This is a genomic window from Actinocorallia aurea, assembly GCF_054783995.1.
The window spans coordinates 92,568-111,016 of the sequence record NZ_BAAGPQ010000015.1; the positions used below are offsets into that span (position 1 = coordinate 92,568).

Consider the following 18,449-nt stretch of genomic DNA (forward strand, 5'->3'; position numbering starts at 1 on the left):
GCCGACGAGGGCGGGATCAGGGCGGGGACGCGGCTCCGGCGAGCAGGAGCAGCACGGCGTTGCGAAGCTCCGCACGGGCGGTGCGTTCCAGATAGGTGCCCTCCTCGGGCAGAGGGGTCGAGCGCGGGGCGGCGCCCAAGGCAGCCGACAGGGGGAAGCGGCTGACGAAGTCGGGGGCCGCCTCCTGGAAGGCCGCCGAATGGGCCGCCCACCAGACGGCCTCGGGTGAGGTCTCCTCGGCGTGGCGAGCGTCGCCGACGAGCCGACCGGTGCTGCGGCACAGGGCGAAGAGGCCCGAGACGACGGCGCGGACGCGGTCGGCCCGCAGGGACAGCGGCACGAGCCTGCCGAGCAGCGATTCCAGGACGCCCTGCTCGTGCGGACCGAGCACCGGACGGGCCCAGGACACCTCGGTGAGCCACCCGTGCCGGGCGTAGAGATCGGCCAGCGCGTCGGCCCAGGCGAGCACGGCGGCGGCCGGATCCGGGGCATCGTCGGCAGCGAACTCCGCGTGCGCCCGGTCGTACATCAGGCGCACCAGGAACCCCTTGTTCGCGACGTGCGAGTACAGCGCCATCGGCGTACAGCCGAGGCGGTCGGCCACGAGCCGCATCGACAGGGGCGGGGAGCCCCGGTCGTCGGCGAGCGCGATCCCGGCGTCGAGGATCGCGCCGAGCGTCAGCGAGGGCCTGCGGCCGGGGCCGCGCGGCGCCTCCGCGCCCGGACGGCGCCAGAGCAGCCTGAGCAGTTCCGCGTCGTCGGCGGTGCCGGACCGGGTCGCCATGCAATTCCCTACGGTGTACGGTCATTATTTCTCTACACCGTATACCAATCCCGCACGCGCGAGGGGGACCCATGCCGGAAGTGCCGGTACCGCTGTCCGACGGCTCCACGCTCACCGCCGACGTCCGGGGCGCAGGGCCCGCCCTCCTGCTCCCGGTGCGCACCGCGCCGCACGACCCCGCGACCGCGGCCGCGATGCGCGCCTGGGGCGCCGAACCCGACCTCGGCGAGGTCCTCGCCGACGCGCTCGCCGCCGACTTCACCGTCATCACCGCCGACTACGAGGGCCACCGGATGAGCGTCCCCGGCGCCCTCACTCCCGACCGCCTCTCGGCCGACCTCCTCGCCGTCGCCGACGCCGCGGGAGCCGACCGGTTCGCTTACTACGGCTACTCGTGGCTCGCCTTGGCCGGTCTCCAGCTCGCCGTACGGACCGACCGCCTCTGGGCGCTGGCCATGGGCGGCTACCCGCCCGCCGAAGGCCCCTACGCCGCCATGCTCGCCGTCACCCGCGCCGCCCACGCCAAGGCGGTGAACCCGCCGGAGGTGGTGCCCGAAGCCGTTCCCGGAGACTGGGACACCGTCCAGGCCGTCCCCGACCCCGCCGTCACCGGCCAGTTCGTCACCCTCTACGAGGCGCTCCAGGGCTTCGACGACACCGCGGCGGCCGCCGCTCTCACCGTCCCGCGCCTCGCCTTCGCCGGATCCGACGACGACATCGTCTACGGCCCCGGCTGGGGCGACACGACGGTCCGCATCGCCACCGCCCTGGCCGCCCGCCGCGCCGACCTCACCGCCCAGGGCTGGACCGTCGACCTCCTGCCCGGCCTCGACCACATGACGGCGATGCTCAGCGGCCCCGTCCTGTCCCTGCTGCACCCGTGGCTGAAGGCGCACGCGCCGCTCAGCCGGTGACGAGCGACCAGGCGAGGACAAAAGGCGTTCCGACGGGCGCGTTCATCGCGGAACGCCGAAGGAGGCGCCCCGGGGCGCGGGCATCTCCTTCGGGGTTCTTCGAGGGCTCGGTCAGGCGTCGGCGGCGGACTTCGCCAGGTCGTCGCGGATGAGGTGCTTGGTGAGCTTTCCCGACGGGTTGCGCGGCAGCGACGCGACGGTGACGGCCTCGCGCGGCAGCTTGTAGCGGGCGATCCGGTCGGCGAGGAAGTCGCGGACCTCCTCGATCGAGATGTCCTCGCCGTCGGACGTCACGCAGACGGCGACGACGGTCTCGCCCCACTCGGGGTGCGGGCGGCCCACAACGGCCACGTCGGTGATCCTCGTGTGGCCGCGCAGCGCCTCCTCGACCTCCTGGGAGTGCACGTTCTCGCCGCCGACGATGATCACGTCCTTCAGCCGGTCGACGATGAACAGGAACCCGTCCTCGTCGATCCGCGCGACGTCGCCGGTGCGGAACCAGGGGCCGGCGAACGCTTCGGCGGTCGCGGCGGGGTTGCCGTGGTAGCCGGTCATGCGGGTGTCGGCCCGCAGCCAGATCTCTCCGGTTCCGCCCGGACCGGCGTCCTCGCCGTCCGCGCTCACGACGCGCAGGTCGACGCCCGGCATGCCGCCGCGCCCGATCGAGCCCGCCTTGGTGAGCTGCTCCTGCGGGTAGAGGGCGGTGCCGACGGGGCCCATCTCGCTCATCCCGTAGACCTGGAAGAACCTGTCCGTCCCGTACGCCGCGACAAGCGAGCGGGCCACCTGCTCGCCCAAGGGCGCGCCCCCGTACAGCCACTTGTCGACGCTCGACAGATCGAAGTCCGAGAGCGAGAGCCTGCCCGCGCGCGCGAGCTGCACAGGTGCGAGGTAGGCGATGGGCGCGCCGAAGAACGCCGTCGCCTTGTGCTCCTCGACCGAGCGCAGGAAGCCGACGGGGTCGTACTCGCGCTGCAGGATGGTGGTCGCGCCGAGGAACACCATCGTGAGCAGCCAGTCGTTGAGCGGCGCGGCGTGCCAGATCGGCATCGCCAGCAGGAACCGCTCGTCGCGGGTGAACCCGAGGGTGCTGGTGATGAGCGGCCCCACCGCCGAGATCGTCCGGTGGGTGTGCACGCAGCCCTTGGGCGAGCTGGTCGTGCCGGAGGTGTAGAGGAACTGCGCGGGGGCGTCCTCATTCTCGGAGACGGCCCCGGCGATGGGCGTCGCGGCCCTGGTCAGCGCGTCGAAGTCCGGCAGTCCCTCGGCGGCCGTCTCAGTGGTGAGCCAGGCGGTGCCCGGGCCCGCCGCGACGGCGGTCCCGGCCAGCTCACCGGCGACGACGCCGACGACCGCGCCGCTGTGCTCGACCGCGTAACGCGTCTCGGGCACGGTCAGCTTGTGGTTGACCGGCACGAGGACGCCCCCCGCGAACCAGGCCCCGAACGCCGCGACGACGAAGCCCGGGGTGTTGAACGTCATCACCGCGACCCGGTCGCCCGGCCGCACTCCGGCGTCGCGGAACACCGTCGCGGCCCTGCGGGCCAGGTCGAGCAGTTCGGCGTAGGTGACGGTCTGGTCGTGGGCGACCAGCGCCGCCTTGGCGGGGGCGCGGCGCGCGGCGCGCTCCAGGACTGCGGTGAGGTGCATGGCGGGGTCCTTCGATCGGGGTGGAACCGGCGCGCGCCGCGCGGGGACGGGCGCGGGCGGCGTCAGGCGCGGGCTGCGATGGCGGCGAGGTCGAGCGAGGTGTCGAGGGCGCCGTACTCGAGGCTGCGGTCCTCACCGAGGCGGGCCGAGACGAACCCGTCGGCGACCGCCGCGGGCGCCTCCTTGATCAGCACGGCGCCCTGGAGCCCGAGGGCGAGCGCCTCGCAGACGCGGCGGGCCAGCGCGGGCGCGGCGGCCGGGTCCTTGGCGACGCGGCCGAGCAGCGCCCGGGTCGCCGCGACGTGCGCGTCGTACACCGGGTACTGGCCGAGCGCGGAGGCGAGTTCGCGGTCCACCGCCGCGACGGAATCGGGCTCGCGCGACATCGCGCGCAGCACGTCGAGGGCGATGACGTTGCCGGAGCCCTCCCACACGGCCATGACGGGCTGCTCGCGGTAGCGGCGGGCGAGGGGGAACTGCTCGGTGTAGCCGTTGCCGCCCAGGCACTCCAGCGCCTCGTAGGCGTGGTTCGGGCCGCGCTTGCAGATCCAGTACTTGGCGACGGCGGTGGCCAGTCGGCGAAACGCGGCGGACTCGGCGTCGTCGCGGTCGTAGGCGGCGGACAGGCGCAGCGCCGTCCAGGTGGCGGCCTCGGCCTCCAGCTGGAGGTCGGCGATCACCGCGGTCATCGCCGGCTGGTCGATGAGGGTCGCGCCGAACGCGGCGCGGCCCCGGGTGTGCCAGGCGGCCTCGGCGACGGCCTGGCGCATCCCCGCGGCGCTGCCGAGCACGCAGTCCAGGCGGGTCTGGCCGACCATCTCGATGATGGTCCGCACGCCCCGCCCCTCCTCGCCGACGAGCCAGCCGTGGGTGCCGTCGAGCTCGATCTCGGAGGAGGCGTTGGACTTGTTGCCGAGCTTGTCCTTCAGCCGCTGGATGCGGAACACGTTGCGCTCGCCGCCGGGCAGGACGCGCGGGACGAGGAAGCACGAGAGGCCGCCCGGAGCCTGGGCGAGCACCAGGAAGGCGTCGGACTGCGGCGCGGAGCAGAACCACTTGTGGCCGGTGAGCCGGAAGGTGCCGTCGCCGGCGTCGACCGCCCGGGTGGTGTTGGCGCGGACGTCGGAGCCGCCCTGCTTCTCCGTCATGGCCATGCCGAAGACGGCGCCCTGCTTCGTCGCCGGGTCGCGCAGCTCCGGGTCGTAGACGCGCGAGTACACGCGCGGGATCCACTGCTCGGCCAGCTCCGGCGCGAGCTCCAGGGACGGCACGACCGCGTGCGTCATCGACACCGGGCAGGCGTGGCCCGGCTCGATCTGCGCGAACAGCATGAACGTCGCCGCGCGGGCGACGTGCGCGCCGGGGCGCGGGTCCGACCAGCAGGACGTGTGCGCGCCGTGCTCGATCGCGGCGCCGATGATCCGGTGGTAGGCCGGGTGGAAGTCGACGGCGTCGACGCGGTGGCCCCAGCGGTCGTGGCTGTTGAAGACGGGAGTGATCGTATTGGCGAGTTCGGCGTCGCGCTGGAAGTCGGCCCGGCCCACGAGCGCGCCCACGGCGTCGAGGCCGCCCGCCGCCCACTGCGCGTCGTACCGCTTGACGGCCTCGACCAGCGCCTGGTTCGTCAGGAACTCGTTGACGTCGACGCGCGGCGGCGCCTGGTTGAAGACCTCATGGGTGGTGGTCACAGCGTCTCCTCAGCTCGAAGGGCCCGGAAGCAGAACAGGCGGATGCCTTCGACGATCGCGGCGTCAGGGGTGGGTGCGGACGGGCCGGGCTCGTTCCCGTCCGCGGGGCGCAGGCCGCCGATGAGCGCCTCGGAGATCGCGCCCATCACCGCGGAGGCGGCGAGGGACGCGTCCTGGGCGGCGAAGGCGCGGGCGGCGACGCCGTCGCGGAGGATCTCGGCGAGCAGCTCGGTGTAGGACCTGCGGTAGACGAGCCTTTCGGCTTCCACGGCGGGCGTCACCGGCTCGAACAGCAGCGCCCAGGCCATCCGGCGGCCTTGCAGGGCGCGCCCGGCGAAAGTGCTGATGACCGCGTCGAGCCGTGCTCGTGGGTCCGTCCCGGCTTCGGCGACGGCTCTGCGGACGGCCTCCAGCTCGTGGCCCGCCGCGCTGCGGAACACCTCGGCGAGCAGGTCCTCCCGCCCGTCGAAGTACGAGTAGACCGACCCGACGCTGGTCCCGGACGCGGCGGCGATCGCGGCGACCGTCGCCGCGCCGAATCCCCGGTCGGCCATCAGCTCCCGCGCCGCGCGCAGGAACCCCGCCCGCTTCGCCTCGGCGTTGCGCCGCGTCGCCTCCGTAGCCCGATAGGCCACCGGGCCCCCCAAGATCTGAATCCACCTTCAATCCTTACCCGAAGAATTGAACCTCAGTTCAACCCACGGCGCAAGGGGTCACCGACCACCTTCTTCCTGATCACCGCCCCGCCCGAGCGGTCCCAGCGGCCGGAGGCGCTGACGGGCTCAGCGCCTCCGGCCAAAGGGCGAGCCCTGCGCTTCCCGTGAACTTCACCGGCCTTCCCAGCCGCCACCCCGCCCCGGAAGGCGCCCTACGCGGCGAAGCGGGCGCCGCCGTCGACATGGACCGTGGTGCCGGTGACGTAGGAGTTGCCGATGGCGAAGAGGACCGCCTGGACGAGGTCGTCGACCGAGCCGGCGCGGCCGACGGTCGTGCGGGACGCCGCGGCGGACAGGAAGTCCGACTTCCGGTCGGCGAGACCGTCCCAGGCTCCGGAGTCGACGATGCCGGGCGAGACCGCGTTGACGCGCAGCGGGGCCAGTTCGACGGCGAGCGCCTGGACGAGGAACGCCAGCGCCCCGTTCGCGGTGGCCATGACGGTCCGCTCGGGAGCCGGCCGCCAGGCGGCGAATCCCGAGAAGAAGGTGAAGGATCCGCCGGGACGGGCCGAGGCCGCGAGGTGCTTGGCGAGCAGGAGCGGGCCGAAGACCTTCGCCGCGAACGCCCGCTGCACCGCGGCGAGGTCGAGCGCGGCGACCGGTCCGTTCGCGGGCATCGCCGCGGTCGAGACGAGGTGGTCGAAGGGCCCCGCGGCCGCGGCGAGCGCGGCGATCGACGCCTCGTCCGCGAGGTCCACCCGGACGGTCTCGCCGCCCCCGGCCAGCGCGGCGGTCTCCGCCAGCCGGTCGGGGTCCGGGCCGGCCAGCACAAGGGCGGCCTCGGCCTTCGCCGCGGCCACGGCCAGTGCCCTTCCGGTGTGGGACCCGGCCCCGACGATGATCAGTCTCTTGCCGTGCAGCGCGTCCATGGCGCTTCCTTTCACTGGAGGTTCTCCGACTCGTCGATGCTGGCCCGGAGGCCGAGATAAGTCCAAGGCATGTTTTTCACCGGATCGATAAACTCTGCTCATGACCACGCTGCGCCAGCTCGAGTACCTCGTCACGGTCGTCGAGACCGGCTCGTTCACGCGGGCGGCCGAGCTGCTCCACGTCACGCAGCCGGCCCTGTCGCACCAGATCCGCGCGCTGGAGACGTCCCTGGGCGGTCCGCTGCTGGAGCGGCTGCCGCGCGCGACCCGGCCTACGCCGATGGGCCGGGCGATGCTCCCGCACGCGCGCGCGGCGCTGGCCGCGGCGGGCCTCGCGGGGACCGCCGCACGGCACGCGGGCGGTCTGGAGCCCGCGGAACTGCGGGTGGCCACGGTCTACTCGATCACGCTCGGCGTGCTGCCCCCGGTGCTGCGGGCCTGGCGGGAGGCGCGCCCGAACGCGGCGCTGCGCCTCTTCGAACACCGGCACGCCGACGAACTGGCCGCCGCCATGCGCGAGGGGCAGGCCGACGCGGCGGTCGGGCCGCGCCCCGCGTCCTGGGACGGCCCGGTGCGCGACCTCGGCGAGGAGGAGTTCGTCCTCGTCCTGCCGCCGGACGACCCCCTGCCGGACGGCCCCGAGGCAGGTCTCGCCGCGCTCGCCGACCGCGCGTGGGTGCACTACGCCCCGGGCAACGGCCTCGCCGACTTCCTCGACGCCGCGTGCGCCGCCGCGGGCTTCCGGCCGAGGGTCGCGCTGCGCGCCGAGCAGACCGCCGCCGTGCCCCTCCTGGCCGCCGCGGGCCTCGGGCCCGCCCTCGTCCCGTCCACGATCGTGCCCTCCGGCGTCACCGCCCGGGTGCTGCGCCCGTCCCCACCCGTCACCCGCCCCCTCACCGCCTACACCCGCGCCGCCCCCGACCCGCTCACCACGGCGTTCCTCGACCTCCTCGCGATACACGCGCCCCTGACCCGCGCCTGAACGCGCCGTGCCGCGCCCACGGGCGGGAGCGCGGCGCGGCGAAGGGGTCAGCTGTAGAAGAAGCGGTCCGCCCGGGTGACGGTGGTGCCGCGCTCGCCCCAGTAGGTGCGGATGTCGGCGCGGTAGTAAGTGTCCTCGTAGGCGGTGGCCAGGCTGCGGCAGGTGCTGCCGGAGTCGCCGTAGTAGCTGTTGTAGTCGGTCCACGTGAGGGTGGGGCCGGCCTGGCTGATCGGCACGAGGGTCACCTGGACCCAGCGGGCGCCCTCGGTGTTGTAGGCCGCCGCGCAGAAGGAGTCGGTGCCGTCGTTGTAGCCGACGGTCCCGTCGCCGACGGAGACGGGGCCGAACGAGGCGGCGGACGCGGGCTGGGCGAGCGCGAGGACCGCGGCGGCCCCCAGGCCCACCGCGGCGCCTTTGACGAGCTTGTGCATAGCTTCCCCCTTTTCGGAGCCTGCCATTTCCAAACGCCACGATCTTGACCCGGCTCGCCCATTCACGAAAGGCCGCGCGCACATCATTCACCACACGGCCATTCCGCATTCACCGGGGCGGCCCTTCGAGAACAGGGCCTCCACCTGCGTCTTCATCGGAACGCCGATACCCTGACCAGGGACGATGCGAAACCATCGTCAGGCAGGGGCGAACGGAGGAGCATTGAAAGGTGAACCATCTTGGCGGCGAACGCGGAAAAGGAACCGGAACTCGGAGCCGGATGACGAATCCGCACGCCACCGCGACCGCAGATCACGAAAGATGAGCGAATGTGCAGGAACGGGCGATGATCCGTGTCTCCGCGGTGCCCGCCGCGGCGTCAGGTCCGCGGCGCGCCGGGCTGGATGAGACCCGTCTCGTAGGCGGCGATGACGGCCTGGACCCGGTCGCGCAGGGCGAGTTTCGCGAGCACGTTGCTGACATGGGACTTCACCGTGTGCTCGCTGACGACGAGGGCGGCCGCGATCTCGGCGTTGGAGAGCCCCGTACCGAGAAAGCGAAGGATCTCGGTCTCCCGGGCCGTCAAGGAGTCGAGCCGTGACGTCTGGGGAGGCAGGGTCGCCATCCCGGAGGCGAAGGCGGCGATCAGAGTACGGGTGACGGACGGGGCCAGAAGGGAGTCCCCCGAGGCGACGGCGCGTACGGCGTGGACAAGGTCGTCACGGCGCACGTCCTTGAGGAGGAAGCCGCTCGCTCCGGCGCGCAGGGCGTCGAAGAGGTAGTCGTCCTGCCCGAACGTCGTGAGGATCACGACCCGCGAGGACGTCTCCGCACAGATGACGCGGGCGGCCTCGATACCGTCCATGCCGGGCATCCGTATGTCGAGCAGGACGACGTCGGGCACATGCTCCCGGGTCGCGCCTATCGCCGCGAATCCGTCGCCCACCTCGGCGACCACCTCGATGTCCGGCTGGGTGTCGAGGATCATCGCGAACCCCGCCCGGACCAGCTCCTGGTCGTCGGCCACCACCACGCGGATCACCGTGCCACCGTCCTGTCGTCCCGCGCGGCGGGCAGCCGCGCGCTCACCTCGAATCCCGCGAGGCCGTCACCGCGTGGCCCGGCCGTGGCCGTGCCGCCGCAGGCCGCGGCGCGTTCCCGGACGCCGATCAGCCCGTGCCCGCCCGAGGGCAGCGTGCTGGACACGCCCCTGCCGTCGTCGCGCACGCGCAGTTCCAGCGCGTCGTCGCGCCAGGTCAGCAGCACCTCGGCGCGGGCGGCCCCCGAATGCTTGACGACGTTCGTCAGCGCCTCCTGGACGATCCGGTAGGCGGCTACCCCGCAGTCGGCGGGCAGGGCGCGCGGCTCGCCCTCGACCGCGCACACGGCCTCCAGCCCTGCGCCCCGGACCCGTTCGGCGAGCGCGGGCACGTCCCCGACGGTCGGCTGCGGGGTGCGGGCGTCGTCGCTGTCCTTGAGGACCGACAGCATCCGGCGGAGCTGCTCCAGAGCGTCCCTGCCGGTGCCGGCGATGGCCTCGAACGCGCCCGCCGCCCTTCCGGGCGCCGCCTCGACCACGGCCGCGCCCGCCTCGGCCTGCACGACCATGAGGCTGATCGAGTGGGCGAGCACGTCGTGCATGTCGCGGGCTATGCGCGCGCGCTCGCGCTCGGCGGCCCGCTCGGCGTCCATGCGGCGCTCCCGTTCGAGCCTCGCGGCACGCTCCTCCGCCGCCTCGGCTTGCGCGCGGTTCCCCGCCGCCGCCCTTCCGAGCGCGTAGGCCGCGAAGTACATGACGATGCCTCGGGCCGCCGTGTCGGCGGAGCCCACGGTGAGGAGGCCCAGACCGCAGATGACCCCGAAGATCGTCAGCCGCACCTTCGGCGGGCACTCGGCGGCGATCCCGTACAGCGCGACGAGCACGCCATACCAGAGGGGCTGCGACGCGAGCGGCTCCGCGAGGTCGTACAGCGAGGAGACGAGGCCGCACACGAGCAGCACGGTCACGGGAGCCCGCTTGCGCGCCGCGATAGGCAGCGACGCGCCTATCGCGGTCGCATAACCCCACCAATGCCAGGGCTCCCCTGTCTCGCTGCTCTTGGACAGCAGCGGCGCGGTCTGCGCGGCGGCCAGGACGAGCGCGAGCGCCGCGTCCGCCCACGGCGACCCCGCCAGACGGCGCGCCCGGACAAGAGCCGTCGAAGCGAACACGGCGCTGGATTCTGCCACAGTCTTCACGGATCGGTCGGGTCAGGCGGCGAGGGTGACGGAGGCCTGCTCGCCCCGGGCGAGCGGGGCCAGCCCGGCGGCCATGAGCAGGCCCGCGACCGGGATCATGTCCTTGCTCGCGAACGCCGCAAGGACGCTGAGCACGACGAGCCCCGCGGCCCACGCGGGCAGTTCCCCGACGGCCGTGAGGTGGCAGGCCGCGACCATCAGCCCGGCGTAGAAGAGGATCGGCCCCACGACGTAGACGATGAGTTCGACCCCGGGGGCGGACGTGACCTTGTCGGTCAACTCCCCCATCTCCGCGTGGTCGGAGGCGAGCGCCCCGGCGACGAGGTCGATCCCGAACTGGACGGCGGCGCAGACCGCGCCGGCGAGCGCCACGACGACCGTCCCGGTGGCGAAGGGGCCGCGCCCCGCCCGCCTGCGCATCTCCCACAGCGCGACGGCGAAGAGCGCCAGCGCGGCGAGGAAGGCGAGGTGCCCGGACGTCCAGGCGAGGCCGGGGCCGCGCTCGCCGTCCCGTCCGTCGAGGACGCGGATGAGCCCGTAGGCGGTGGTGAGCAGGGGCGCCGCGACGAAGACCAGGTTCTTGTTCATGCCGTTGATCCTCGCCGCTGGACCCGTCCCGGGGCATCGCCGGAGCGAGCCATCTCCGGCCTCCCCCGCTCGGCTGAGAAGCCGGGCGGGCCTTGCCCCGGATGAGAACACGTTCTAGTTTGCCGTCCATGGACGCGACAGCAGCCCGCCTGGCGGCGGTGGAGGACATCCAGAGGCTCAAGTACCGGTACCTGCGAACGCTCGACCTGAAGCTGTGGGACGAGTTCGCCGACACCCTCGCCCCCGACGCCACCGCCGACTACGGCTCCCACGTCGGCGAGGGCCCGCTGCGCTTCTCCGGCCGGGCCGCGATCGTCGAGTACCTCAGCGGCGCCCTCGCCCCCGGCATCACGACGGTCCACGTCTGCCACCACCCGGAGATCACCGTCGACGGCGACACGGCTGAGGCCACCTGGTGCCTGGAGGACACCGTCCTGGCCACCCCCTTCAAGACCCTGGTCCGCGGCGCCGCCTACTACGCCGACCGCTACCGCCGCGACGACGGCGTCTGGCGCATCACCCACACCGGATACACCCGCCTCTACGAAGCCATGCTCCCCTTCGACTCCCTCGCAGGCCTCCACCTCACCACTCCGCCCGCCCCCTGACCCCGCGGCCCCGAGACGGCAGGGCGCGCAGGCGCGGAGCGCGGGCCGAGAGCCCGGTGTCCGGGCGAGGAGCGCGGTGCCGGCTCGGGCGGCGCGAGCGAAGAGCGCGGTGTCAGCGTGGCAGGAGGGCCGGAAGGGCTTCCTGCAGGGCCGGGAGCGTCGGGGCGACGTGCGCGGCGCCCGCGTGGCGCAGCGCCGCCTCGGCGATGCCCCCGGTGAGGACGGCGACGGGCGTGACCCCGGCGCGCACGGCCGCCTGCATGTCCCACTCGCTGTCGCCGACGAAGAAGGCCTCCGAAGGAGACGCGTCGGCGAGCGCGAGCGCCCGGTGCACGAGGTCGGGAGCGGGTTTGCCTTCCGAGACGTCCTGGGTCGAGGTGACCTCGTCGACGGCGTCCAGCGCGCCCTCCGCGTCGAGGGCCGCGCGCAGCACACCGAGCTCGCGCGGATCCGCCGAGGTCGCGAGAACCACCGTCAGACCGCGCTCCTTGCACGCGTGCAGCAACTCCGCCGCCCCGGCCAAGGCCGTCACCCGCTGCCGGTAGGCCCCGAACAGCGCCCCGTGCGCGCCGAGCAGAACCTCGTCCTCATCCCGATCGCGTTCGGGCGCCAGCCGGTCCAGCAGCTTCTCCGACGGCAACCCGATCGCCCGATGGATGTCGGCGGCGGCGACCCGGCGCCCCACCTGTCCGAAGGCCTCCCACCACGCCAGCACGTGATGGTAGGTCGTGTCCGTCAGCGTCCCATCGACATCGAACAGTGCCGCTCCCATCCACCCAGCGTATCCGGAGCGCGCCCCGTCGTGGCGGGAACCCCTGTGGAGCCGCTGGTCACCGACGCGTTCGCGCCCGGGATCCTTCGACGGGAGATCCCTCGGTCTCGAGGCATCCGACAGCCGTTTCGGGCCCCTTGTCGACACCCGGGTCCGCCTCGTGCGGCGCGTGCCGGCCTGTGAAGAACCGACCGCGAACAAGGGTGCGGGCGCCTCCGATCGCGGCTCATCAACGGCGTTTCGGGCAAGGTGCTTTTCGATGGGGGTGGGTGGGGCTACGGTTCCGGGAACGTCGGAACGGAGGAGTCGCTCATGGCCGTGGTGGTGGACAAGATCGCGTGGATTCATCTGGAGGATGGGCGCGTCCTCAGTACGCGGTCGCGCGGGAAGGACGTGTACTACCTGCCCGGGGGCAAGCGGGAGCCCGGAGAGAGCGACCTCGACACGCTCGTCCGCGAGATCGAGGAGGAGCTGTCGATCTCGGTCCTTCCGGTGACGGCTTCGCTGCTCGGGGTCTTCGAGGCGCAGGCACACGGGCACGCCCCCGGAACCGTGGTGCGGATGACCTGCTACACCGCCGAACACCGCGGCACCCCTGCCGCCGGCAACGAGGTCGAGGAACTCCTCTGGCTCTCCTACGAGGACCGTCCCCGGGTCTCGCCGGTCGACCAGCTCATCTTCGACCATCTCCACCACGCCGACCTCCTCCGCTGACCCCGCACCGGACCCGAGCGCCTCACCGCTCCGCCGGATCCCCGCCACACAGCGAGCACCTGACCGCGACGATCACGGCTACTCCGCCGATACCGGCACCGGCGCAGCAGCCACGCTCGCCGCACCGCCGACCGCCTCGGCCCCCGTCCACAGCGCCTGGGCCGCCGCTGTCCCACCCCGTCCCCGCCCGCATTCCTCTGGCCTGAGGGCCGGGACGATGCGGGCGCGACAGGCTCCGGCTTCTGTGATCGACCCATCCCCGAGCCTCGGTGGCGAGGACGGCCGCCTGCCCCACCGTTGTCCGGTCAGGCCCGGCCGCTCGGGGACGGGCGGCGGCCGCGGGGCCTTTCGCTGATGCCGCCGATGAGCTGCGTCGCAGGTTTTGGCCCATCTGCGTCGCTGGGTCCCTGCTCGAGAGCAGCGCGGCGTTACAGCTTGGGAGCAGAGCGAGCAAGCGGCAGGGGCGCAGCGCGGCGTTCCAGCTGAGAGCGACCCAATGTCCCAGCTTGGGGGCTGGGCGGAGTGCTGGCTTGGGGGCTGGGCGGAGTGCTGGCTTGGGAGCGGGCCGGGGTGCTGGCTTGGGAGCAGGGTGGGGTGGGCGGGGTCATGGGTGGGGGTGAGGGACTGCTCGAAGGAGCCAGGTGGAGAGGGTGTGGGCGATGGCTTCGGGCTGGTCTTCGGTGGCGTGGTGGCCGGCGGGGCCGCAGTGGTGGATGTCGAGGGCGGCGATGGCGTCCTTGCACCAGGCGGCGACTTCCGGGGTGATGAGGAGGGTCGGGGAGGAGTCGAAGGTGAGCAGGAGTTTGGGGATCTCCGGGGTGGTGCGGAGCCATGCGACGCCGGCGCTCAGGCGGGTCGCGACGTCGGCGGGGTCTCCGTCGACGGGGATGGAGCGGGCCCAGGTGAGAAGGGGGCGGCGGGTCTCGGGGGTCGGGTAGGGCGCGCGGTAGGGGGCGATCTCCTCTTCGGTGAGCGGGGTGAGGACTCCGCCGGTGTAGGCGGTGTCGATGAGGAAGGTCGAGCCGAGGGCGCGGGCCTCACCTTCGGGGGAGCGCAGCATCGCGCTGCGGGCGCGGGCCCCCTCGGAGAGCTCCGCAGAGGCGAAGGGGCGGACGATCGTCTCGAAGAAGGCCGCGGCGCGGACACGGCCCGGGTGGCGGGCCGCCCAGTCGAAGGCGAGCGTGCCTCCCCAGTCGTGGCCGACGAGGATGACCTCCTCCAGGCCGAGGGCTTCGAGGAAGGCGTCCAGGTAGCGCGCGTGGTCGGCGAAGCGGTAGGCGATGTCGGGCTTGCCGGAGCCGCCCATGCCGATCAGGTCCGGCGCGATCCGCCGGTACCCGGCGAGGCCGGGCATCACCTTGCGCCAGGTGTGCGAAGAGGACGGGTTGCCGTGCAGGAAGACGACGGGCGCGCCTTCTCCCTGTTCGACGTAGTGCATGGTCGAGTCGAGGACGTCGATGACGGGCATGGCGGGGCTCCTTGCCGTGCTCAGGACAGGACGGTGTCGGCGCGGGCGAGGACGGTGGCGAGGACGCGTTGGGCGACGGCGAGGTCCTCGGGTGGGAGGTCGCCCCACAGGCGTTCGCCGACCGCGCCCAGTTCGGTGCGGATGCCGCTCCAGCGGGCCGTGCCCTCGGTGGTGACACTGACCCGGTCCTCGGCATCGGCGGCGAGGAAGCCCGCGGCGGTCAGCTCCGAAAGGCGGGCGGCGACGGCCGGCTCGGGGAACCGGGTGGCGCGGCCGACGCGGGCGATCAGCTCCGCACGGTCCGCTGCGGCGGGCCCCGTGGCGGCGAGGGTCAGGGTGACCCACTGCGGCTCCGTGAGCCCGGTGCCGGCGAGCCCTCGGGCGAGCAGGGCGTTGAGCGCCTTCTCGGTCTGGCCGATGAGGGCGCTGCCGAAGGGCGGGGCGACGATGGCGTTCATGACGGCTCCGATCCTCTGTTCCAGCGGCTAACGTTTCAAACTCTAACGTTGATTTGACTAACGTTCAAGCCACGAACGAACTTACATCGTTAGTCCAACTAACACAAATCCGGCTACACTCTCCGCATGGCCAGCTCGGACGAGAACGCGGAACCCACCCCAGCCGGGTCGACGAAGACCCCCGAGAGGCTGCGAAGGCTGCCGAGCAGGCTGCTCGCGATGGCCGCGGCGGACGCCGAGCGCGTCGTCGGCGCGGGGCTCGCGGCGGCGGACTCGCGCAAGTGGCACTACGCGGTGCTCGCCTCCCTGCGGGAGTTCGGCCCGGCCAGCCAGGCCGATCTCAGCCGGCGCACCGGGATCTACCGCAGCGACATGGTGGGCCTGCTCAACGAGCTGGCCGAGCGCGGATTCGTCGAGCGCACGCCCGATCCGCAGGACAAGCGCCGCAACGTCATCTCGCTCACCGCGCAGGGCGGTCGACGCCTCGGCCGCCTCGACGAGCTCCAGAACGAGCTGCAGGACCAGGTCCTCACCCCGCTCTCCCCCGCGGAACGGGAACTGCTCGTGGAGCTGCTGCTGCGGCTGCGCGAGCACCATCAGCAGAGCGCCCAGAACTCCTGGGACGCCTGACGGGGCCCCAGACCGGGACCTTTCAGTGGCAGAACTTCACACCCGAAGCCTGGAGGTTTGACGGCATACGGTGTAAACAGTCGTACGGTGTACCAGTCTGAGGGGGACCGTATGAAAGTGCGGATCGATGCCGGGCTCTGCCAAGGGCACGGCAGGTGCTACGACCTCGCGCCGGAGGTGTTCGGCGAGGACGACGAAGGCTACGGAACCGTCCTGCTTCCCGGCGGCGTGGTCCCGCCCGAGGCGTCGCCCGTCGCGCGGCGGGCCGCGGTGAACTGCCCCGAGCGGGCCGTCGTGCTCACCGAGGAGGGCTGAGATGGCCGACGCCGAGCGGTTCTCCAAGCAGGGCCGGCCCACCGGCCAGGGGACGATGGCGGAGATCGTCACCGGGCCGGTCGAGGACTGGGCGACGGACTTCTCCCACCTTGAACAGGAGTGGGCCGCCGACCCGTACCGCATCCAGGACGACCTTCGCGGCCGCTGCCCGGTCGCGCGGACCGAGCGTTTCGGCGGCGCGTGGCTGCCGACGCGCTACGAGGACGTCGCCGAGATCGCCTACGACACCGAGCGGTTCAGCTCGCGGGCGATCGTCGTAGGCAGCTACCGGCCTTCGCGCGGGCTCGCACCCGTCGGCGCGATCCCGCCGATCTCCTCGGACCCGCCGTTCCACCAGGGCGCGCGCAAGCTGCTGCTCCCGGCGTTCACCAAGTCCGCGGTGGCCCGCCGCGAGGAGGCGACGCGGGCGTTCTGCCACGCGCTCATCGACGGCCTGGCCGGGCACGACGTCGTGGACGCGGCCACCGAGTACGCACAGCACATCCCGATGCGGGTCATCGCCGACATGCTGGGCTTCCCGCCCGAGGACGGGCCGAAGTTCCGGGCGTTCGTCGAGGACGTCCTGGAAGGGGTGAACCTTCCGCCGGAGAAGCGCGGCGCGAAGATCTCCGTGCTGTTCGACTACCTGTACGCGCAGATCCAGGACCACGTCGAGAACCCACGCGACGACCTGACGAGCTACCTCATCGACGTGGAACTCGGCGGACAGCCGCTCAGCCCCGCGCACGTCGCCGGGACGATCGGCCTTCTGCTCATCGCGGGCATCGACACCACGTGGAGCGCCATCGGCGCGTCCCTCTGGCACCTGGCCAAGACCCCCGCCGACCGGGCCCGCCTCGTCGCCGAGCCTTCGCTGCTCCCGACGGCGATGGAGGAGTTCCTGCGCGCCTACGCCCCCGTCACGATGGCCCGGCTGGTCAAGGAGGACATGACCTGGCACGGGCTGGAGATGAAGGCCGAGGACTGGATCCTGCTGTCGTTCCCGGCCGCCAACCGGGACCCTGCCCAGTTCGAGAGGGCCGCCGAGGTCGTCATCGACCGGGAGGTGAACCGGCACGCGGCGTTCGGCCTCGGCATCCACCGGTGCGTCGGCTCGCATCTGGCGCGGATGGAGCTGAGGGTGGCGTTGGAGGTGTGGCTGGAGCGGATCCCGGCGTTCTCGCTCGCCGATCCCGCCGCCGTCAGGTGGGCGACGGGGCAGGTGCGCGGGCCGCGGTCGCTGCCCGTGCGGATCGGCTGACGGGCGCCCCCGGGCCCGGTCTTGCCAGGACCGGGCCCGGGATGATCCCATGGCAAAGCTGGTTCTCCCTTTACGAGAGCGAGGTTCTACCATGGGTACGGACACCGTTCGGTCCCTGTGGGGCAAGCGGCCGGACTACCGCGTCGACATCCTGGCCAGGACGAACGTCTTCACGGCCTCCTTCGGCGCAGTGCCCCTGGCGCGCAGCTCGTCCTGCCTGATCGTGGACGAGCAGGACCACGGCCTCGCCGTCTACTTCCCGCCCGGGGACGTCGACTTCTCCCGGCTGGAGCCGATCGGCCTCCGGAGCGTCTGCCCCTTCAAGGGCGAGGCGGTCTACTGGCGGGCCGTCGAAGGCGACGCCGAGTGGGTGGCGTGGAGCTACCCCGACCCCTTCCCCGAGGTCGCCCGGATCGCCGGTCACCTGGCTTTCGACCAGGACAAGGTGGCCGTCTCGATCGGCAAGGGCACCTACACGGGAACGCACCGATGACGCTCCTCGAACTCCTCGCCGCCTTCGACGTCGCCCCTTCAGGCCCGGAGAACCGCGTCTTCGAGGCGGCGCCGTCGGACGGGGGCGGGCGTCAGATCGTCGACGGAAGCCAGGTCCTGGCCCAGTCGGTGGTGGCCGCGGCCAAGGCGTTCCCGGGCCTCACCGTCCGGACGGCGCACGCGATGTTCGCCTCCGCCGCGCGGCCTGAGAAGCCGCTGACCTTCACCGTCGCGCCGTTCCGCGAAGGCGGGCAGTTCGTCTTCGCGGCGGTGACAGCCACCCAAGACGGCGCGCCCAAGACGACGGTCACCCTTCTCCTGGACCGCCCGCAGCCCGACGTCGTCCGGCACGACGGATGGACGGGACCCGCTCCCGAAGGCCCCGACTCGGCTTTCCCCTCCCCCATGCCCCTCGAAGGCCGCGAGCTGCGCCTGGAAGGGGTACGGGACCGGGGCGATCCCGCGGAAGTCGGCCCGCCCCTCCTGAACGCCTGGCTGCACTACGACCCGGTTCCGGTCCGCGACGACCTGCGGCGCGCCCTCCTCGCCCACTTCACCGGCCACCTGTCGGTCGCGACGACGCTGCGCGCCCACCCCGGTGTCGGCGCGGCCCAGGCCCACCACACCCTCTCGACGGCGCCGCTGGCCATCTCGGTGCACTTCCACGAGCCCGTCGGCTGGGACGGTTGGATCCGCTACCACCACGAGAGCGCTTACACCGGCGCGGGCATGTCCCACGTACGCGGCCAGATCCTCACCCGTGAAGGCCGCCTCATGGCCTCCTTCACTCAGGACGCCATGATCCGCGCCCTCGACGCACGCGCGGCCTCCATCCCCACCGCCTCCCGCTTCTGACGACGCGGCGAAGGG

The 18,449-nt window shown here is 72.8% G+C and carries 21 protein-coding genes; 9 read left to right on the forward strand and 12 right to left on the reverse strand.

Translation table 11 applies throughout. The features are described 5' to 3' along the window. Positions 1 to 16: 16 nt before the first annotated feature. On the reverse strand, positions 17 to 784 hold the full coding sequence (locus ACYVOM_RS20100) for a TetR/AcrR family transcriptional regulator (RefSeq protein ID WP_460304953.1): 768 nt from the start codon (positions 782 to 784) through the stop codon (positions 17 to 19). 71 nt (positions 785 to 855) lie between these two features. On the opposite strand from ACYVOM_RS20100, the gene ACYVOM_RS20105 reads away from it, so the two are divergent. Then, positions 856 to 1,698, forward strand: a complete 843-nt coding sequence (locus ACYVOM_RS20105; RefSeq protein WP_460304954.1) for an alpha/beta fold hydrolase — start codon at positions 856 to 858, stop codon at positions 1,696 to 1,698. Positions 1,699 to 1,809: 111 nt separating this feature from the next. Here the strand turns inward: ACYVOM_RS20105 and ACYVOM_RS20110 are convergent, their stop codons facing one another. The 4 genes from ACYVOM_RS20110 to ACYVOM_RS20125 all read right to left on the reverse strand — a co-directional run bounded on the left by ACYVOM_RS20110 (position 1,810) and on the right by ACYVOM_RS20125 (position 6,621). Continuing rightward, entirely contained in the window at positions 1,810 to 3,348 is a 1,539-nt protein-coding gene (locus tag ACYVOM_RS20110; protein ID WP_460304955.1) for a class I adenylate-forming enzyme family protein, read from the reverse strand. A gap of 62 nt (positions 3,349 to 3,410) precedes the next feature. Next, positions 3,411 to 5,036 (reverse strand): acyl-CoA dehydrogenase family protein, encoded by a 1,626-nt coding sequence (locus ACYVOM_RS20115; RefSeq protein ID WP_460304956.1) that lies wholly within the window; start codon positions 5,034 to 5,036, stop codon positions 3,411 to 3,413. Next, positions 5,033 to 5,671 carry a TetR/AcrR family transcriptional regulator gene (locus ACYVOM_RS20120; protein WP_460304957.1) on the reverse strand — a complete coding sequence of 213 codons (639 nt, stop codon included), beginning with the start codon at positions 5,669 to 5,671 and terminating at the stop codon, positions 5,033 to 5,035. Before ACYVOM_RS20120 ends, ACYVOM_RS20115 begins: the two co-directional genes overlap by 4 nt. A 233-nt stretch (positions 5,672 to 5,904) precedes the next feature. Continuing rightward, positions 5,905 to 6,621: an SDR family oxidoreductase gene (locus tag ACYVOM_RS20125; RefSeq protein WP_460304958.1), complete on the reverse strand. Its 717-nt coding sequence runs from the start codon at positions 6,619 to 6,621 to the stop codon at positions 5,905 to 5,907. 100 nt (positions 6,622 to 6,721) lie between these two features. Between ACYVOM_RS20125 and ACYVOM_RS20130 the strand changes: the two genes are divergently transcribed. Beyond that, positions 6,722 to 7,603, forward strand: coding sequence for a LysR family transcriptional regulator (locus ACYVOM_RS20130; RefSeq protein WP_460304959.1), 882 nt, complete (start codon positions 6,722 to 6,724; stop codon positions 7,601 to 7,603). 47 nt (positions 7,604 to 7,650) lie between these two features. Here the strand turns inward: ACYVOM_RS20130 and ACYVOM_RS20135 are convergent, their stop codons facing one another. From ACYVOM_RS20135 to ACYVOM_RS20150, 4 genes are all read right to left on the reverse strand, one after another. After that, the gene (locus tag ACYVOM_RS20135) at positions 7,651 to 8,034 is read right to left on the reverse strand and encodes a hypothetical protein (protein ID WP_460304960.1); all 384 of its coding nucleotides are present in this window, start codon (positions 8,032 to 8,034) and stop codon (positions 7,651 to 7,653) included. A gap of 380 nt (positions 8,035 to 8,414) precedes the next feature. Beyond that, positions 8,415 to 9,077 (reverse strand): response regulator, encoded by a 663-nt coding sequence (locus tag ACYVOM_RS20140; protein WP_460304961.1) that lies wholly within the window; start codon positions 9,075 to 9,077, stop codon positions 8,415 to 8,417. Further along, entirely contained in the window at positions 9,074 to 10,246 is a 1,173-nt protein-coding gene (locus tag ACYVOM_RS20145; RefSeq protein WP_460304962.1) for a sensor histidine kinase, read from the reverse strand. The genes ACYVOM_RS20140 and ACYVOM_RS20145 overlap by 4 nt, the downstream gene beginning before the upstream one ends. A 39-nt stretch (positions 10,247 to 10,285) precedes the next feature. Next, positions 10,286 to 10,861 carry a hypothetical protein gene (locus ACYVOM_RS20150; protein WP_460304963.1) on the reverse strand — a complete coding sequence of 192 codons (576 nt, stop codon included), beginning with the start codon at positions 10,859 to 10,861 and terminating at the stop codon, positions 10,286 to 10,288. Between the two features lie 128 nt (positions 10,862 to 10,989). Between ACYVOM_RS20150 and ACYVOM_RS20155 the strand changes: the two genes are divergently transcribed. Further along, positions 10,990 to 11,469: a nuclear transport factor 2 family protein gene (locus tag ACYVOM_RS20155; RefSeq protein ID WP_460304964.1), complete on the forward strand. Its 480-nt coding sequence runs from the start codon at positions 10,990 to 10,992 to the stop codon at positions 11,467 to 11,469. Between the two features lie 112 nt (positions 11,470 to 11,581). Here the strand turns inward: ACYVOM_RS20155 and ACYVOM_RS20160 are convergent, their stop codons facing one another. After that, positions 11,582 to 12,241 (reverse strand): HAD family hydrolase, encoded by a 660-nt coding sequence (locus ACYVOM_RS20160; RefSeq protein ID WP_460304965.1) that lies wholly within the window; start codon positions 12,239 to 12,241, stop codon positions 11,582 to 11,584. A gap of 312 nt (positions 12,242 to 12,553) precedes the next feature. Between ACYVOM_RS20160 and ACYVOM_RS20165 the strand changes: the two genes are divergently transcribed. Further along, positions 12,554 to 12,955: an NUDIX hydrolase gene (locus tag ACYVOM_RS20165; protein WP_460304966.1), complete on the forward strand. Its 402-nt coding sequence runs from the start codon at positions 12,554 to 12,556 to the stop codon at positions 12,953 to 12,955. 604 nt (positions 12,956 to 13,559) lie between these two features. On the opposite strand, the gene ACYVOM_RS20170 is transcribed toward ACYVOM_RS20165, so the two are convergent. Next, positions 13,560 to 14,423, reverse strand: coding sequence for a haloalkane dehalogenase (locus ACYVOM_RS20170; RefSeq protein ID WP_460304967.1), 864 nt, complete (start codon positions 14,421 to 14,423; stop codon positions 13,560 to 13,562). Between the two features lie 20 nt (positions 14,424 to 14,443). Beyond that, positions 14,444 to 14,881, reverse strand: coding sequence for a MarR family winged helix-turn-helix transcriptional regulator (locus ACYVOM_RS20175; protein WP_460304968.1), 438 nt, complete (start codon positions 14,879 to 14,881; stop codon positions 14,444 to 14,446). Positions 14,882 to 15,007: 126 nt separating this feature from the next. On the opposite strand from ACYVOM_RS20175, the gene ACYVOM_RS20180 reads away from it, so the two are divergent. The 5 genes from ACYVOM_RS20180 (at position 15,008) to ACYVOM_RS20200 (ending at position 18,434) form a co-directional block, all read left to right on the forward strand. After that, positions 15,008 to 15,511: a MarR family winged helix-turn-helix transcriptional regulator gene (locus ACYVOM_RS20180; protein ID WP_460304969.1), complete on the forward strand. Its 504-nt coding sequence runs from the start codon at positions 15,008 to 15,010 to the stop codon at positions 15,509 to 15,511. A 111-nt stretch (positions 15,512 to 15,622) separates the two neighbouring features. Beyond that, positions 15,623 to 15,826, forward strand: a complete 204-nt coding sequence (locus ACYVOM_RS20185) for a ferredoxin (RefSeq protein ID WP_460304970.1) — start codon at positions 15,623 to 15,625, stop codon at positions 15,824 to 15,826. Position 15,827: 1 nt separating this feature from the next. Further along, on the forward strand, positions 15,828 to 17,087 hold the full coding sequence (locus ACYVOM_RS20190) for a cytochrome P450 (RefSeq protein ID WP_460304971.1): 1,260 nt from the start codon (positions 15,828 to 15,830) through the stop codon (positions 17,085 to 17,087). A 91-nt stretch (positions 17,088 to 17,178) separates the two neighbouring features. After that, complete coding sequence (locus ACYVOM_RS20195; protein WP_460304972.1) at positions 17,179 to 17,580, forward strand: DUF427 domain-containing protein; 402 nt, start codon at positions 17,179 to 17,181, stop codon at positions 17,578 to 17,580. Beyond that, positions 17,577 to 18,434 carry an acyl-CoA thioesterase gene (locus ACYVOM_RS20200; protein ID WP_460304973.1) on the forward strand — a complete coding sequence of 286 codons (858 nt, stop codon included), beginning with the start codon at positions 17,577 to 17,579 and terminating at the stop codon, positions 18,432 to 18,434. Before ACYVOM_RS20195 ends, ACYVOM_RS20200 begins: the two co-directional genes overlap by 4 nt. Positions 18,435 to 18,449: the final 15 nt, after the last annotated feature.